At 43.4% G+C, this 16,419-nt stretch carries 17 protein-coding genes and 4 tRNA genes; 10 read left to right on the forward strand and 11 right to left on the reverse strand.

The window, feature by feature from the left end:
* Positions 1 to 101: 101 nt before the first annotated feature.
* From rlmM to hemA, 11 genes are all read right to left on the reverse strand, one after another.
* Positions 102 to 1,187 (reverse strand): 23S rRNA (cytidine(2498)-2'-O)-methyltransferase RlmM, encoded by a 1,086-nt coding sequence (gene rlmM / locus QNM18_RS07320; RefSeq protein WP_211012086.1) that lies wholly within the window; start codon positions 1,185 to 1,187, stop codon positions 102 to 104.
* 36 nt (positions 1,188 to 1,223) lie between these two features.
* On the reverse strand, positions 1,224 to 1,592 hold the full coding sequence (locus QNM18_RS07325) for a DUF423 domain-containing protein (RefSeq protein ID WP_284136768.1): 369 nt from the start codon (positions 1,590 to 1,592) through the stop codon (positions 1,224 to 1,226).
* The gene (locus QNM18_RS07330) at positions 1,585 to 2,226 is read right to left on the reverse strand and encodes an alpha/beta fold hydrolase (protein WP_284136769.1); all 642 of its coding nucleotides are present in this window, start codon (positions 2,224 to 2,226) and stop codon (positions 1,585 to 1,587) included. The genes QNM18_RS07325 and QNM18_RS07330 overlap by 8 nt, the downstream gene beginning before the upstream one ends.
* Before the next feature lie 15 nt (positions 2,227 to 2,241).
* Positions 2,242 to 3,135 carry a transcriptional regulator GcvA gene (locus QNM18_RS07335; RefSeq protein WP_211012083.1) on the reverse strand — a complete coding sequence of 298 codons (894 nt, stop codon included), beginning with the start codon at positions 3,133 to 3,135 and terminating at the stop codon, positions 2,242 to 2,244.
* A 92-nt stretch (positions 3,136 to 3,227) separates the two neighbouring features.
* On the reverse strand, positions 3,228 to 4,079 hold the full coding sequence (gene kdsA, locus QNM18_RS07340; protein WP_211012082.1) for a 3-deoxy-8-phosphooctulonate synthase: 852 nt from the start codon (positions 4,077 to 4,079) through the stop codon (positions 3,228 to 3,230).
* 347 nt (positions 4,080 to 4,426) lie between these two features.
* Complete coding sequence (locus QNM18_RS07345) at positions 4,427 to 5,230, reverse strand: tetratricopeptide repeat protein (RefSeq protein WP_211012081.1); 804 nt, start codon at positions 5,228 to 5,230, stop codon at positions 4,427 to 4,429.
* 141 nt (positions 5,231 to 5,371) lie between these two features.
* Positions 5,372 to 5,746 carry a SirB2 family protein gene (locus QNM18_RS07350; RefSeq protein ID WP_211012080.1) on the reverse strand — a complete coding sequence of 125 codons (375 nt, stop codon included), beginning with the start codon at positions 5,744 to 5,746 and terminating at the stop codon, positions 5,372 to 5,374.
* Positions 5,747 to 5,753: 7 nt separating this feature from the next.
* Positions 5,754 to 7,301: a DUF3369 domain-containing protein gene (locus QNM18_RS07355; protein WP_211012079.1), complete on the reverse strand. Its 1,548-nt coding sequence runs from the start codon at positions 7,299 to 7,301 to the stop codon at positions 5,754 to 5,756.
* Positions 7,302 to 7,363: 62 nt separating this feature from the next.
* Positions 7,364 to 8,218, reverse strand: coding sequence for a peptide chain release factor N(5)-glutamine methyltransferase (gene prmC, locus QNM18_RS07360; RefSeq protein ID WP_417714789.1), 855 nt, complete (start codon positions 8,216 to 8,218; stop codon positions 7,364 to 7,366).
* Positions 8,211 to 9,296: a peptide chain release factor 1 gene (prfA, locus tag QNM18_RS07365; protein WP_023397320.1), complete on the reverse strand. Its 1,086-nt coding sequence runs from the start codon at positions 9,294 to 9,296 to the stop codon at positions 8,211 to 8,213. The genes prmC and prfA overlap by 8 nt, the downstream gene beginning before the upstream one ends.
* A 7-nt stretch (positions 9,297 to 9,303) precedes the next feature.
* On the reverse strand, positions 9,304 to 10,560 hold the full coding sequence (gene hemA, locus QNM18_RS07370; RefSeq protein ID WP_211012077.1) for a glutamyl-tRNA reductase: 1,257 nt from the start codon (positions 10,558 to 10,560) through the stop codon (positions 9,304 to 9,306).
* An 83-nt stretch (positions 10,561 to 10,643) separates the two neighbouring features.
* On the opposite strand from hemA, the gene lolB reads away from it, so the two are divergent.
* From lolB to QNM18_RS07420, 10 genes are all read left to right on the forward strand, one after another.
* Complete coding sequence (gene lolB, locus QNM18_RS07375) at positions 10,644 to 11,231, forward strand: lipoprotein insertase outer membrane protein LolB (protein ID WP_284136770.1); 588 nt, start codon at positions 10,644 to 10,646, stop codon at positions 11,229 to 11,231.
* Positions 11,231 to 12,085 (forward strand): 4-(cytidine 5'-diphospho)-2-C-methyl-D-erythritol kinase, encoded by an 855-nt coding sequence (gene ispE, locus QNM18_RS07380; protein WP_211012075.1) that lies wholly within the window; start codon positions 11,231 to 11,233, stop codon positions 12,083 to 12,085. The genes lolB and ispE overlap by 1 nt, the downstream gene beginning before the upstream one ends.
* Before the next feature lie 84 nt (positions 12,086 to 12,169).
* The gene (locus QNM18_RS07385; RefSeq protein ID WP_023397324.1) at positions 12,170 to 13,117 is read left to right on the forward strand and encodes a ribose-phosphate pyrophosphokinase; all 948 of its coding nucleotides are present in this window, start codon (positions 12,170 to 12,172) and stop codon (positions 13,115 to 13,117) included.
* Between the two features lie 202 nt (positions 13,118 to 13,319).
* Positions 13,320 to 13,925: a 50S ribosomal protein L25/general stress protein Ctc gene (locus QNM18_RS07390; RefSeq protein WP_284136771.1), complete on the forward strand. Its 606-nt coding sequence runs from the start codon at positions 13,320 to 13,322 to the stop codon at positions 13,923 to 13,925.
* 19 nt (positions 13,926 to 13,944) lie between these two features.
* The gene (pth, locus tag QNM18_RS07395) at positions 13,945 to 14,529 is read left to right on the forward strand and encodes an aminoacyl-tRNA hydrolase (protein ID WP_039608387.1); all 585 of its coding nucleotides are present in this window, start codon (positions 13,945 to 13,947) and stop codon (positions 14,527 to 14,529) included.
* A 46-nt stretch (positions 14,530 to 14,575) separates the two neighbouring features.
* Positions 14,576 to 15,667, forward strand: coding sequence for a redox-regulated ATPase YchF (ychF, locus tag QNM18_RS07400; protein ID WP_039608386.1), 1,092 nt, complete (start codon positions 14,576 to 14,578; stop codon positions 15,665 to 15,667).
* 320 nt (positions 15,668 to 15,987) lie between these two features.
* Positions 15,988 to 16,064 (forward strand) — tRNA-Met (locus tag QNM18_RS07405).
* 47 nt (positions 16,065 to 16,111) lie between these two features.
* Positions 16,112 to 16,196, forward strand: a tRNA-Leu gene (locus QNM18_RS07410).
* A 33-nt stretch (positions 16,197 to 16,229) separates the two neighbouring features.
* Positions 16,230 to 16,304: transfer RNA gene (locus tag QNM18_RS07415), tRNA-Gln, on the forward strand.
* 2 nt (positions 16,305 to 16,306) lie between these two features.
* Positions 16,307 to 16,383, forward strand: a tRNA-Met gene (locus QNM18_RS07420).
* The last annotated feature ends 36 nt before the right edge of the window (positions 16,384 to 16,419 follow it).

Consider the following 16,419-nt stretch of genomic DNA (forward strand, 5'->3'; position numbering starts at 1 on the left):
AAGACGATGGGCGTTTACCTTCAAAACTGCGACATCAGTAATGATGGCGATAAACAACAAGACACAGGCATTTACATCCATGTAATTACGCCAAATAAAAATTAACTATACAAATTCTGAGGGACTTTTAAGACCTGAATATGCACAGTAACTTCTTCGCGATCATGGTATAGGTGCTTCGCTTGCAATTTGTAACCGACATTATAATGTGCAAGTTCATCTTCAATCAGCTGCAAACATTCATACACGCTATCAAAACGCTTTTTCATTGGCAGTTTCAGGTTGAATATGAGTTCCCTGGCAAAACCATTGACTATCCAGTCGATCATCAGTTGTGTTACTTTACTTGGCTTTTCGACCATATCACATACCAGCCAATCTATATTGCGCTTTTCAGGGCGGTATTTAAAACCATCTTCCCTAAAGTGCTTAACCTGACCACTCTCCATCAGCTTGTCATTCATTGGACCGTTATCAATGGCTGCCACAAACATACCTCGCCTGACCAGTTGGTAGGTCCAGCCGCCAGGGCACGCCCCTAGATCAACCCCTCTCATACCTGGACGGGCGCGCTCTTCCGCCTGCTCTTTGGTCAAGAATACGTTAAATGCTTCATCTAATTTTAAGGTTGAGCGGCTTGGCCCATCAGCCGGCATTTTTAGCCTAGGGATCCCCATAAAAAACGGTGAGTTATTGTCACTAAATGAGTAACCTACGTATGCAGTATCATTGGCTAAAAACAAAATATGCAGAACAGGCTTTTGCGGCTTTACACCGCGCGTCAACTTATTTTGCTTCTCAAGCGATTTGGCTAATGGCGTCGAGATTTTTTTGCAAAATTTGGATAGCTCTTTGCCTTCATTGGTGTCAGGAGTTTCTACTCGCAAGTCGCCACACAGCGGGAAATCTGTCACGCACTGTTTTATTTCGCCTACGCGATCTTCCAATGGCATATTCGTCAGCAAAGTTCCCGTGAACCACTGCCTAGCAAAAACAAGACTTTTGAAGTCGATTTGTTTAACCAACCGCTCCGCATCTTCTCTTGCGTAACATTCAAACGTCACAAATCCAGTATTTGGTTTAGCTTTTACATAACCAGCAACACCTTGCTGCATAGCGTGATGGTTAATTTCGGCAGCTGCATCACTTTCAAAACCACTACGGCAATAAATTACTACACTCGACATTGTTTCAATACTTCCAAAGTTAAAGAGTTTCCAAAATTAAAGAGGTTGCTTAGCAGCCTTTACTATGAGTATCAGCCAACCAATAATAAAACACGTTCCACCGATGGGAGTGATAGGGCCCAACCACTTTGCGCCAGTTAGCGCCAATAAGTACAAACTGCCACTAAACAGTACAATACCAGCGATAAATGCATGGCCTGCCCACTTAAGCCGCATGCCCCACTTCATCAACAGTGCCACTGCAACGAGCGCCAAACCATGTGTCATTTGGTATTCGGCAGCCGTTTTAAATATGCCAACTGCATGCTCACTCACGTGGTACTTTAAGCCATGGGCTGCAAAGGCACCTAGCGCCACTGACAGCATACAAAACACACTGCCTGCTAATAAAAATAGTTTAGCCATGGCAAATATCTCGAATAAATTGCACTGTTTTTTGTGCTGCGGCATCGCGATTCTGCATTTCAGTTAAGCCACTTGCTTTACGGGGCTTAAGAGAGTGATCCCCATCTGGTAACCAAAAATACTCTGGCGTTGCATCCAATTGCAATGCGGTTACCTCTGTTTTATTACCAAATGTATCTCGCTCACCTTGCAGTATCAAAAATGGACACGGGATGTCACCCATGTGCTCTATTCTCAGCTTTTCAGGCTTACCGGGCGGGTGAAATGGATAGCCAAATGCAATCACACCTTTAATAGGCGAATCTGATTCACACACCAGCATAGAAGCCATGCGCCCTCCCATGGATTTTCCGCCAATGAATAGCGGCAGTTTACTATCAATTTGGGACAATACTTGCTCAAAATGAGCAAGCAGTTTGGGCGCTCTATCAGGTGGTCGCTTCTTATTTAACGCTTTGGCTGTTTCCATGTACTCAAAGTCAAACAGCGCAACATCAATACCTTGCTCAGCAAGCTTGGCCGCCATATCCTGCATAAAGTCTGAATCACTCCCGGCACCAGCACCATGGGCAAATACAAACTGTGCCACAGGGTTCTGGGCCTTGTGCCATTCAACGACAACCTTATTACTCATAGTTAAAGTACCTTGTTATATTTGTTCTTGCTCAACCATACTGAGCATCCAATCTTTAAACGACACGATTTTTCCAAGCTCCGCTTGCGACTCCCGACAGACCAGATAGTAAGCGTTTTTACTTTCTAAGCTGTGACTGAATGGGATAACCAGACGGCCTGCATCAAGATCAGGTTTTGCCAGTACACTGTTGCCCAATGCTATGCCTTGACCGTGCACAGCCGCTTGTAGCACCATGGATGAATGGCTAAAAATAGGCCCTGTATTCGCAGGCACATTGCGCACACCGGCAGTTTTAAGCCATGCCTTCCAAGAGCGACGCGTCGTATCGTGCAATAAGTTATGATTAGCCAAATCACTTGGCTGGTCGAGAGGCTTTGGACCATTGAGTAACAAAGGGCTACACAAAGGCACTAAGTACTCAGTGTGTAATTTGTGGGTTTGCACACCATTCCAGTTACCACGACCATAATAAATTGCCACATCGACATCATCAGTTAGCGAGTTTTCATCCTGATCTTGGGCTTTAATCCGCACATCGATATCCGGAAACAATTCGTTAAATTTGCTTAATCTTGGCACCAGCCATTGAATTGCAAAGCTCGGCGTTAAACTCACCGTGAGTGAACCTTTTGCGCCCCGAGCAAGCAGCTTTTCAGTTGCATCAATAAGCTGCGAAAATATATCTTTTATGTCTAAAAAATAGCCTTGCCCTTCTTCTGTCAGTAGCAAGGAGCGGTTTTTTCTGAGGAACAACTTTAATCCCAAGTGTTCTTCAAGCGTTTTTATTTGGTGGCTGATAGCCGCCTGCGTTACGAATAGTTCTTCAGCGGCTTTGGTAAAACTCAAGTGCCTGGCTGCTGCTTCAAACGCTTTTAAAGCATTCAGTGGTGGTAACCTTCTTGCCATAGCAGGACGCCTTTACATGTTGTTATATTTTATGTTGTTGTATTTTTGGGCAACCACCATCCTATGGTCACTGCCCGGCCTAACTAGGCAAATTAAACGCTCGCGCTGGTATCAAGCGCATCAAAACTCTTGATTAACTCATCAACCGCTTTCATTTGCTTCAAGTAGCCTTCCAATTTATTTAAAGGCAGCGCGCACGGACCATCACATTTAGCAACATTTGGATCAGGGTGCGCCTCAATAAATAAACCAGCAAGGCCTAACGCCATACCACTGCGTGCAAGTTCTGCCGCCTGTGCTCTTCGGCCATCTGCTGAATCAGCACGGCCACCTGGGCGCTGTAGCGCATGTGTCGCATCGAAAATCACTGGCGCCATATGTTTCATGTCATCCATACCTAACATATCAACCACAAGGTTGTTGTAACCAAAACTGCTTCCGCGTTCACACAAAATTACTTGCTCATTGCCCGCTTCATTAATTTTTTTAATGATGTGACGCATCTCATGAGGCGCCAAGAATTGTGGCTTTTTAACATTGATCACTGCACCTGTTTTTGCCATAGACACTACTAGATCAGTTTGGCGCGCCAAAAAGGCGGGTAATTGGATTACATCCGCAACTTCTGCAACGGGTGCAGCTTGGAATGGCTCATGAACATCGGTGATCACCGGAACATTAAAAGTACGTTTGATCTCCTCAAAAATCTTAAGTCCTTCTTCCATGCCCGGACCGCGGTACGAATTAATTGAAGAGCGATTAGCCTTATCGAAAGAAGCTTTAAATACATATGGGATGTTTAGCTTTGAAGTGACTTCAACGTAGTGCTCTGCAATTTGCATTGCGAGATCACGTGATTCAAGCACATTCATACCACCGAACAAAACAAAGGGTTTGTCGTTCGCAACTTCGATGTTTCCAACTTTAATAATCTGTGTATTCATATTTCAATCCAATTTAAACAGGTGAAGAACAATCAATATGCCCTGCTACCTAGTACACTGTATTTTTTATTCTCTTTGAGGGCAAATCTGCGATTGATAAAATCAAGCATAGTGCCATTATGGCAAAAACGCTGAGTACACATCTTAGTTTGGCAATACGGGAATGAAATCACTCGTTAATTTATACCTAAGAGCACTCAGCCTAACCAATAACTTTGATTAAAGTGTTTAGAGCATATAATCTTGCATTTAGTTTGACTACTCGCGGTTAGTCGATGATCGGTATTTTACTTGCGTATTTTCAACGGCCATACATCCAAGCGTTGTGCTGGCAGGGCCAACACACATCAGTGCAATATATTATTGTGGTCGGCAAGCTCTTCTATTTGATTCTGTATGATCTCAATGGTGGGGTCATCAGGGCATTCATCTACAAAAAACTGTAAATCATCTTTGGCCATTTTTGGGCAGTTAAGTTGATTGAGCAAATATCCTCTGTCGCGTCTCTCGTAAGGGTCATCGCCTAATAGTTCCATCAGTAACTCAACACAGCTCAATGCGTGGCTAAATTTTTCAGCAGCAATAAAAGACCATTTTTGTTGTGCTAGATAAAGTTTGAAGGCTTCATCCCCTATGATCAACTCCATTGGCTCTTGATCTTTTTCGCCATCATTTTCGGGGGTAACGTACCAAGACTGCTGACCAGAAGCAGGATCTATGATGTAGCCTTCTTCACTACTTAATGCCACATGCACCATGACTTCATTTTGCATTAGTGCAACAGTCGCATTAAAGTTGGCACGCTCAAGAAGATGCGCAAGTAAAATTGCCAACGCAGTGCTAGTGCCACTGCGCATTTTGAGCACGTAACCGATATTGTTGAGTAAGTACTCAGGCACTTTCTGCCCAGTTCCGCTAAACAACCACTTGGTATAAAAAGTATCAAGCAACAAGTCTACACGCTTATGTACGTCTTTTTCCTTTACACACATTTCGTCAACAGCCAACTCTAGCTCAGCCAATTGGCACAGCGTTTGTTCGGTGTCGGCTTGCGCATCCCAACGTTGTTCAGCATAAATGCTACGAAGTAATGCAGGCACGGCATAATCCATACCTAATTCTTGCTGTTCATCAAACCAAGTATCCGTCATAGACTGTACTGCTAACCCATGTGAAAGTAATAAGGCGGTAGTGTAACACTTTTTAGCCCATTCCCAAGGGGAAATTTATCGCTCGCTTAACTCGCTGATAATTCGAACACGCCGAGCTATAGTAGGTTTTCTGGCAATAGATTAAAGAATAAATGCACTCTTAGTCGAAGCTAAATAGCCAATCGCTAGTAAAGCACCTGTCGCCCCAAGCAACGCAGGGATTTGTTTTGCTTTACTTTTTGACTTCGCAATCACGAAGCCCAGTGCTATATAGCCCACAACAAGGATAATTTTTTCCATTAACCAAGGTTGTGAGCTAGGTTTCATTCCTAACGTGATTGCCAAATACACAGCTGATATAAGCAACAAGGTATCAACACCATGACTGGTAATAAACAACACCTTTTGTTTTGCCAATTTGCCAGTTGCTAAACGGGACACTGAACGCGTATAGAACAATATGATACTCAACAGGGCAAAAATCATATGAGTATGTTTTAAAGCAATATAATCCACATCAACCTCACACTTTATCTGGGTAACGCACCAAGATATCTTCTAGCTCATCTATGATCTCATTAAAAACATTAACCAATTTCGGGTCAAAGTGCTTTCCGCTTTGATTATTAATTTCTTTAATGACATCAGGTAGCTCCCATGCTTCTTTATAGCAGCGACGATGACGCAGTGCATCATATACATCAGCTAAGGCAACAATACGTCCAAACACATGAATATCTTCACCTTTAGTGCCTTTTGGGTAACCACTGCCATCCCACTTCTCATGATGATCTCTAGCAATGATAGCCCCTGCATTCACTATTTCCCGCTTCGAGTCTCGTAGTAATTGATACCCTTTCTTGGCATGGCTTTGCATCACGGTCCATTCTTCGTCATCAAGCTTTGCAGGTTTATTTAGTATGGCGTCAGGAATGCCAACTTTGCCAACATCATGTAAAGGTGACGCTATCCGAACGAGATCTGCTTCTCTATTTCCAAGCCCATAGCCCACAGCAAGTGCATGGCAAATATATGCAACACGTTTTACATGATTGCCGGATTCAGTCGAGTGCATTTCTAATGCTTCACTGAGGCGGTAAACTAGCTCTTGCTGTGTATCTTCAATTTCAGCTTGCAACTGCACATTTTCGTATGCCAACTGCACATTCTGAGAGAAAATTTCGATTAAATGCTTTTGCGTATCGGTTAAAAACTCAGGGATCCCAGACACAAACAACATAGATGCATGATTATACTCACTTGAGCAATATGAGAATAAATAGTTGTCTTTGTATACGATGCTTTTCTCATTGAGGGCTTTTTTACACGCTTGAATTTGCTCTTCGTTGAGAACATCTTCAATCGGCTTACCTTCACATTTTGCAAACTCTCCTCGCCCAGTAAATACAACGAGTTCTTCACTGCATGTGTCAGGTTCATTGCTGGCAACTAGGGAGGTTGCATACATGGCTTCATCAACTGTACCGAGCAGCGAGGTCAATTGCTGCATAACGCCTTCGATAAATTGCTCGATTGAGTGTGTTGCAAAAATATCGCGTGAAGCGGTAATGATTTTCTCAAGTCCTTGACGAGATTGATCGATAGACAAAATATCTCGGTAGGAACGCAAACTAGACATCACTACTGTAAACAGTTTTTGCGCAGTCAATTCTGTTTTAGATTTGTAATCATTAATATCATAGTTAACGATCACTTGTCGCTCGGGGGCTTGTCCAGGCTGCCCCGTTCTAAGAATAATTCGAATATTGTTATTTTTTGCCGTTTCCCGAATAAACTGCGCGACTTTTAGACCCGCATCGTCAGTTTCCATCACCACATCCAGCAACACAATGGCTGCATCTGGGTGCTCAACAACCACTTGCTTTGCTTCTTCACCAGAATAAGCACTGAGGAATTCCAGCTTTTTCTTTTGAAACTCAAAATCACTCAATGCAAGTTTTGTGACTGCATGTACTTCAGGTTCGTCATCGACAATAATGACTTTCCAAGTGCCACTTTGTTCCGTTTCGATGACATCGGTTGGCTCATCTGAAAACAAAAAATCATCCATAGAGAGTCCTTAACGCTTGTTTGACGCGGGCTGTAATTAAAAATATTAATGCATTCAACGCATCACTGAGGCATTTGTGCCAAAGTTACTCTATCACAGCCTGCCATATCTTTTATTGTAAGTATATTGCGATAGTCCATTTGTGCAAAAATCTCTCTGACACCGCAACCTTGTTCAAACCCATGTTCGACCAAAATAAATCCTTCTGGGCGTAGGTATTTTCTAGCCTGCGAAGCTATATGGCGAATATCAGCATAACCATTTTCTGGTGCAACCAGCGCTGACAAAGGCTCAAAGCGGACATCTCCCTGTTTTAAATGAACGTCATCACATTCGATATAGGGAGGGTTGCTGACTATAAGGTCATAAAGCTGCTCAGGTACATTAGAGAACCAATCACTTTGCGCAATAGTCACATTATTTAAGCCGTGCCTTTGTTGATTCCGCACTGCAAGCGCTACTGCATCATGAGAATAATCGACCGCCCATACTTGCCAATTGGGCATTTCAGACGCCAAAGATAAAGCAATTGCGCCTGTACCAGTGCCCAAATCGAGCACTTTTGCTTGTTCAGGTAATGCCAAGCCAAGAGCATATTCAACCAAAGTCTCTGTATCTGGTCTGGGGATTAACGTGCTGTTGTTAACATAAAACGATAAGCTCCAAAACTCTCTTTCACCTGTAATATGCGCAACAGGCTCGCCTTGCAATCGCCGTGCAATATATTCTTTAAATAATTGTTGATGTTGTTCTGTTAGTTCGACTTCAGGCCATGTAAATAAGTAACTTCTAGGCTTGTCGAGGATATGCAGTAGCAGTACCTCTGCGTCGAGTTTGGGAGAATCTGAGTGCTCGAACAATTGATTCGTTGCCCAAGCAATTGCTTGGGCATTGGACAGCAGGGTCACCTTAGTCATCACCCATCGCAGCAAGTAAATCTGCTTGGTGTTCAATAAGAAGTGGATCAATGATCGCGCCCAGTTCACCACTGACCACTTCATTTAAGCGATACAACGTTAAGTTGATACGATGATCTGTAATACGACCTTGCGGATAATTATAGGTGCGAATACGCTCAGAGCGGTCACCACTACCAACTAGATTGCGGCGCTCGCTGGCTTCTGCAGCTTGGCGCTTCTCATCTTCAGCTTGCTGTAGTCGTGCCCCCAATACTGAAAGCGCTTTCGCTCGGTTTTTATGCTGAGAACGCTCATCCTGACACTCAACTACAACACCGGTTGGAATGTGCGTAATACGAATAGCAGAGTCTGTTTTGTTGACGTGCTGACCACCGGCACCTGACGCTCTAAATGTATCTACTTTGAGGTCTGAAGGGTTGATTTCTATTGCTTCTGCCTCTGGAATTTCGGCCATAACAGCAACCGTACATGCGGAGGTATGAACACGACCTTGTGATTCAGTCTCAGGAACTCGTTGTACACGATGTGCGCCTGACTCAAACTTCAACTTGCCATACACACCATCACCTTTGATATTGGCAATGACTTCTTTATAACCGCCGTGCTCACCTTCGTTAGCGCTTACCACCTCTACTTGCCACTTTTGCGTTTCAGCGTAGCGACTGTACATACGGAATAAGTCACCTGCGAAAATAGCCGCCTCATCACCACCCGTACCAGCTCGTACTTCCAAGTAGACATTGTTGTCGTCTTTTGGATCTTTTGGCAGCATCAACACTTGTAGTTGATCTTCTAACTCAACAATCGCCGCTTTTGCTTCTTTATATTCTTCTTGCGCCATTTCACGCATATCAGGATCTGAATCCTTCAACATTTCTTCTGCTGTAGCGACATCTTCTTGTGCTTGCTGATAAGCAGTAAATGTTTTTACAACATCTTCAAGCTCTGAGTACTCTTTAGAAAGTGCGCGAAAGCGGTTCTGATCGCCAATCACTTCTGGATCGCCTAGCATTGCTTCAACTTCTTCATGACGCTCAACTAGGGTTTCTAACTTACGATAGACAGACTCTTTCATCTATATATTATTCCTGTTCAATACCTAATGCCTGCTTAAGCAATATTAACTGCTCTGTATCCCCATCTTTTGCTGCCTTTTGGATAGCGTGCGTAGGGGCGTGAGTAAGTCGGTTTGTGAGCTTATTAGCCAACTCAAGCAAGACTTTTTCTGAATCTTTACCCGATTGTAGCTGATTTACAGCCTTTTCCACGAGCTCTAATTTTATTTCCTGTGCTGATGTCCTGTACTGACGGATCACATCAACCGATTTTAAAGAGCGCTGCCAATCTGCAAACTCTCTGGTTTTATCATCAATGATCGCCTGCGCTTGTGTTGCCGCCTGTTCGCGACTTGCGATGTTTTCATTAACGATGGCTTGTAAGTCATCAACCGTATATAAATAAGCAGCATCGAGTTCATTGACTTGGCTTTCAATATCCCTTGGCACTGCAATATCAACAAACAACATAGGACGATACTTTCTTTGCTTTAACGCTTGTTCTACCACCCCTTTACCAATTATCGGTAAAGTACTTGCTGTAGAGCTTATCACGATATCAGCATGCTGTAATTCATCTGGTAACTGAGCAAGAGAAATGACATCCCCGCCAATTTCCTCGGCTAGATTTTTAGCACGCTCAATTGTTCGGTTTGCAACGGTAATGTGCTGTGGGTGATGTTGAGAGAGGTGCTTGGCAACTAACTCTATGGTTTCACCTGCCCCGATCAACAAGACCTTTGTTTTATCGAGCTTACCATAGATATGTTTTGCTAGATTCACCGCAGCATAAGCAACGGATACCGCACTGGCACCAATCTCAGTTTCAGTACGTACCTGCTTTGCAACTGAGAAGGTTTTTTGAAATAAGCGCTCAAACATGGGCTGGATCACATGATGGTGCTTCGAGCTGTTATAAGCTTGCTTTATCTGGCCAAGAATTTGCGGTTCACCTAACACCAATGAATCCAAACCGCATGCAACTCGCATTAAATGGTTTACCGCATCTTGATTTTGATGAATATAAACATTATCCGCTAACTCTTGCTGCGAAATATCATGGAAATCTGCCAGCCAACCGAGAAGCGCTTGGGAATTATCATTGTCGAGGCTACAATAGATTTCGGTACGGTTACAGGTAGACACAATCACTGATTCATGAAACTCTGATAACCGATTGAGCTGCTCCAAAGCACGAGACAATTGCTCTGGTGAAAATGCGACTTTTTCACGTAATTCAACGGAAGCGGTTTTGTGATTAATACCAAGTGCGATGATGGTCATAAATGCCAGTGTTGCCCAAGCCCTGCTTTAAAGCGGCCAATTTTACCAAAAATCAATCGAATATGGAAAGTAAGGAACCTCATTTGAAACAATTTCATTTGATTTTGCTCATGTTTTTTTTGTTTCTAGGTGGCTGTGCGCAATCACCCAAGCACCCAGTACAGGGACAATCGGCTCTAAATACCCTTGTTGAGTACAACAAATGGCAGGCCCGTGGCAAAATTGCTTTTATTGCACCTGATGATCGCCAGTCTGTGAATTTTAATTGGCAGTATACTAATAACAAACAAGCGCTCACACTCACGAGCTTCATTGGCACGCAAATATTAAAAATGACCGAGCTTGCAGAGTATAGTGAGCTAGTCATCGATGGCAAGTCATATACAGGACCAGAGAGTGGTCCTCTAATTCATCGTGTTAGTGGCTGGCAGTTGCCAATCAAGCAAGCGCCAAGTTGGTTTACTGCGACTCGCTTTGAAAATGACTTCCAATTGGATAGCACAGGCCGAGTTAAACAAGCTAGTTGGCAAGATAAGCAGGGCAAAATATGGACCATAAAGTATCAACGGTACCGTAATTTCGATGGTTTGTCCCTGCCCGCAAGACTGACATTGTCCCATCAAGACATTACGATAAAGATTCAAATTAACGCATGGCAGTTCGACTCCTAATGAATAAACTCACCCTAACAGCCCCGGCCAAACTCAATCTTTTTTTACATATTAATGATCGCAGAGCCGATGGCTACCACGAACTTGAAAGTCTCTTCACAATGCTCGACTTTGGCGATGAGCTGAGATTTGAGTTAATCGACCAAAATGAGATTTTTATCTGCGGTGATGTGGCTGGCATTAACAAAGAAGACAACCTCATTTTTAAAGCTGCAAACGCATTGCTTCCATATAGAAAGGTGAAAAAAGGGGTAAACGTACATTTAACGAAACACTTACCGATGGGCGGAGGTGTTGGTGGTGGCTCATCTGATGCTGCGACAACCTTGCTTGCTTTAAATACACTCTGGGGTTGCTCACTCTCTATTCAAGACTTGGCTGAATTAGGGTTAAAATTAGGCGCAGATGTCCCCGTGTTTATTCATGGTAAAACCGCGCTAGCCCAAGGTGTTGGAGAAGAATTGACTCCATTTGAATACCCGGAAAAATGGTATTTAGTTATCGCTCCAGGCGTTCATGTCAGCACAGTGAAAGTATTCACTGATCCAGACTTACCACGCAGTACACCGAAACTAAAAACCCCTTGGAAAATGGCCGAGACACGAAATGACTGCGAAGAGTTAGTTAAAAAGCTTTACCCTGAGGTTGAAAAGACCCTGACGTGGTTGCTAAAATATGCGCCGTCAAGAATGACTGGAACTGGAAGTTGTTGTTTTGCAGTTTTTGATGACGAGCAAACAGCACTGCGTGTACTCCAGGAAATGCCGTCATCTTGGCAAGGCTTTGTAGCCAAAAGTGCACGTGAGTCGATCACTCACAAGCAATTAGCTACGTGGCTAAACAAAGAGAAGTAAATTAGTTTAAGTTAGCCTGTATTGACTGTGCTATTTTAGTCTTTGCATGTTAGTCCAAAAATTCAGTGCCTGAGGAACCCTACCGTGCCCGACATGAAGCTCTTCGCTGGTAACGCAACACCCGAGCTAGCTCAAAAAGTTGCAAAACGTTTATTTATTGAGTTAGGTGATGCCGTTGTAGGCCGTTTTAGTGACGGTGAGATCAGCGTTCAAATCAATGAAAATGTACGTGGTTCAGACGTCTTTATTATTCAATCAACTTGTGCGCCAACAAACGATAACCTAATGGAACTTATCGTTATGGTTGATGCACTTCGTCGTGCCTCTGCGGGCCGTATTACCGCAGTGATCCCATATTTTGGTTATGCACGTCAAGACCGCCGCGTTCGTTCAGCACGTGTGCCTATCACTGCAAAAGTGGTAGCAGACTTCCTATCAAGTGTAGGTGTTGACCGCGTTTTAACTGTGGATCTACATGCAGAACAAATCCAAGGTTTCTTCGATGTGCCAGTAGATAACGTATTTGGTAGCCCAGTACTTATCGAAGACATGAAAGAGCGTGACTTTGATGATGTCGTCGTTGTATCACCTGACATTGGTGGCGTAGTACGTGCGCGTGCTATTGCAAAGCTACTTGACGACAAAGACCTTGCTATCATCGACAAGCGTCGTCCTCAAGCAAACGTGTCACAAGTTATGCACATCATCGGTGACGTTGAAGGCCGTGACTGCATCATTGTTGATGATATGATCGATACAGGTGGCACTTTATGTAAGGCCGCTGCAGCATTAAAAGAGCATGGCGCTAAGCGCGTATTTGCTTACGCTACTCACCCAGTATTATCTGGTAATGCTGCTGAGAACTTACGTAACTCAGTTATCGACGAAGTGATCGTAACAGACTCTATTCCGTTGTCTGACGAGCTTCGCGCAATTGATAAGGTTAAAGTGTTAACCTTAGCTGACATGATGGCAGAAACTATTCGCCGTATCAGCAACGAAGAATCAATCTCGGCAATGTTTGAACACTAATTCATTGCAAGATTAAATAAAAAAGCACCGTTTGGTGCTTTTTTATTGCTCTAATGGTTTTAATCTAGCCATGATAGTGCTATATTAGCGCGCCTTTTTTACCTACTGGGCAGACAAAATTTGTCAGCTTGATAGGTATACGCCAGAAAATTTGGTCGCGAGTTTTCTGACATTATTAACTTTATATATTTTGGAGACAGTTATGTCACAATACGTTTTAGACGCTGAAGTACGCGTAGAATTAGGTACTGGTGCGAGCCGCCGCCTACGTCGCGCTGATAAAGTTCCTGCAATCCTTTACGGTGCGGGCAAAGAAGTTGTTTCTCTTACTCTAGATCACAACAAAGTGATCCACATGCAAGAAGACGAAGGTTTCTACACTCACATCCTTACGCTAAACATTGGCGGTGAGTCTGTTGAAGCTATCGTTAAAGACATCCAGCGTCACCCGTACAAGCCTAAGATCACTCACTTAGACTTCCAACGTGTTGATGCTTCTCAGAAGATCCACACTAAAGTACCAGTACACTTCATCAACGAAGACGCTGCTACTAAAGGCGGTAACACTGTTGCTCACCACGTAACAGAAATCGAAATCACATGTCTACCAGCTCAACTTCCTGAGTTCGTAGAAGTTGATGTTGCTGCAATCGCTGTAGGTGCAACTGTACACCTATCTGACGTTGCACTACCTGCAGGTGTTGTTTCAGTAGAACTAGCTAAAGGTGCGGACCACGACCAAGCTGTTGTTACTTTAAACGCTCCTAAAGGCGCTGCTTCTGAAGAAGCTGAAGAAGCTGCTGAGTAATTTTTAAGGTGTTAACACCTTGAATAATATTCAAATGCTTGTGGGCCTGGCTAATCCAGGCCCCGAATATGCAAACACTCGTCACAATGCCGGTGCGTGGTTCATAGAAGAACTGGCAAAGCGCTACAATTGCATTCTCAAACCCGACTCTAAGTATCATGGCCTGACAGGCAAAGTTCTTATCAATAATCAAGAATTCAAATTGCTTATTCCCACCACTTATATGAATTTAAGTGGCAAAGCGGTATCAAGCCTTGCAAACTTTTTTAAAATTCCAGCTGAAAACATTCTCGTTGCACATGACGAAATGGATATGGACCCTGGCATCGCCAAAATTAAAAAAGGCGGTGGTCATGGTGGACATAATGGCTTGAAAGACATTATTTCTAAGCTTGGCAATAATAAAGAATTTATGCGCTTGCGAATAGGCATTGGTCACCCGGGCCACCGAGATAAAGTCACGGGCTGGGTATTAGGTAAAGCACCAAAAGCTGACCAAGAAAAAATTGATGCGGTCGTTGATGAAGCGGTTCGTTGCATGGAAATTTTAGCGAAAGACGGTGTGTTAAAAGCACAAAACAGACTACATTCATTTAAGCCGTAAAGTATTTTTATACGGCAACAATTTGATTAACTGAAGGTTCAAAATTATGGGTTTTAAATGTGGCATTGTGGGTTTACCAAACGTTGGTAAATCAACCCTATTTAATGCATTAACTAAAGCGGGGATCGAAGCCGCAAACTTTCCGTTTTGTACAATCGAACCAAACACAGGCGTTGTTGCCGTTCCGGATCCTCGTCTAGACCAACTGGCTGCGATTGTTAATCCACAAAAGACCATCGCAACAACGATGGAATTTGTTGATATTGCCGGTCTGGTAAAAGGCGCATCAAAAGGTGAAGGTCTTGGTAACCAGTTCTTAGCAAACATTCGCGAAACAGATGCCATTGGCCATGTTGTTCGCTGTTTTGAAGATGAAAATATCGTACACGTTTCGGGTCAAGTTAACCCTGCTGATGATATTGACGTTATCAATACTGAGCTTGTTTTATCAGATATGGAAGCAGCAGATCGCGCAGCACAACGTAATGCTAAAAAAGCAAAAGGCGGCGATAAAGAAGCTAAATTCCAAAACGACGTATTAGAAAAAGTTAAAGCACACCTTGATGAAGGCCTAACACTGCGTTCTTTAGAGCTAACTAAAGAAGAACTTGCTGCTATCAAGCCACTTAACTTCTTAACGATCAAACCGACAATGTATATCGCCAACGTCACAGAAGATGGTTTCGAAAACAACCCATTCTTAGACAAAGTACGTGAAATTGCAGCTGCTGAAGACGCGGTTGTGATCCCAGTATGTGCTGCGATTGAATCAGAGCTGTCAGAACTTGAAGAAGAAGACAAGCTTGAGTTCATGGCTGATCTTGGTCTTGAAGAGCCAGGTCTTAACTTAGTGATCCGCGGCGGTTACGAACTTCTTAAATTACAAACCTACTTTACTGCGGGTGTAAAAGAAGTGCGCGCATGGACCATTCCTGTTGGCGCAACGGCACCGCAAGCTGCTGGTAAAATTCACACTGACTTTGAACGTGGTTTTATTCGTGCACAGACTATTGGTTTTGATGACTACATTGAATACCAAGGTGAAAGCGGTGCAAAAGACGCGGGTAAAATGCGTCAAGAAGGTAAAGATTACATCGTAAAAGATGGCGACGTGATGAACTTCTTGTTCAACGTTTAATGACATTTCTTATACAATGACTAAAAAAGCCCTCATTCAGGGCTTTTTTTGTGTCCGCTCGACGCTTTTATCTATATCAAAAACGCCCCTATTGCGTTTTTTACCTTAAAAGGTACAAAGCATGCCTATATTTTTTAACCTTGGTTGTTGTCGATAATTGTACTTTCCTTTTTGTTTTGGTATAAAAACAGGCCGTTTCGCTTAATTTATCTGCAAACAATCTGTGATACGAAATTTTTTCGAAAAAAGGTGTTGACGGCATGGGGGCATATACGCATAATACGCCCCGCACCAGCGATGGTGATGAACGAAAAAGAGATGGCTATGTAGCTCAGCTGGTTAGAGCACATCACTCATAATGATGGGGTCCCCTGTTCAAATCAGGGCATAGCCACCATGCTTTTTCAAGTTGATTAGCAACTTTAAAACTAACTACCCTAATGTGCGGGAGTGGCGGAATTGGTAGACGCGCTGGATTTAGGTTCCAGTATCTTCGGATGTGAGAGTTCAAGTCTCTCCTTCCGCACCATGTTCTCGATAAGAACTAAAATAATCATTTCGTTGGAGTATCGCCAAGCGGTAAGGCAGCGGGTTTTGATCCCGCCATTCCCAGGTTCAAATCCTGGTACTCCAGCCAATGGCTATGTAGCTCAGCTGGTTAGAGCACATCACTCATAATGATGGGGTCCCCTGTTCAAATCAGGGCATAGCCACCATTTTCTTTATAAGAAAATACATGCGGAAGTGGCGGA

The organism is Pseudoalteromonas obscura (assembly GCF_030135505.1).
GTDB lineage: Bacteria > Pseudomonadota > Gammaproteobacteria > Enterobacterales > Alteromonadaceae > Pseudoalteromonas > Pseudoalteromonas obscura.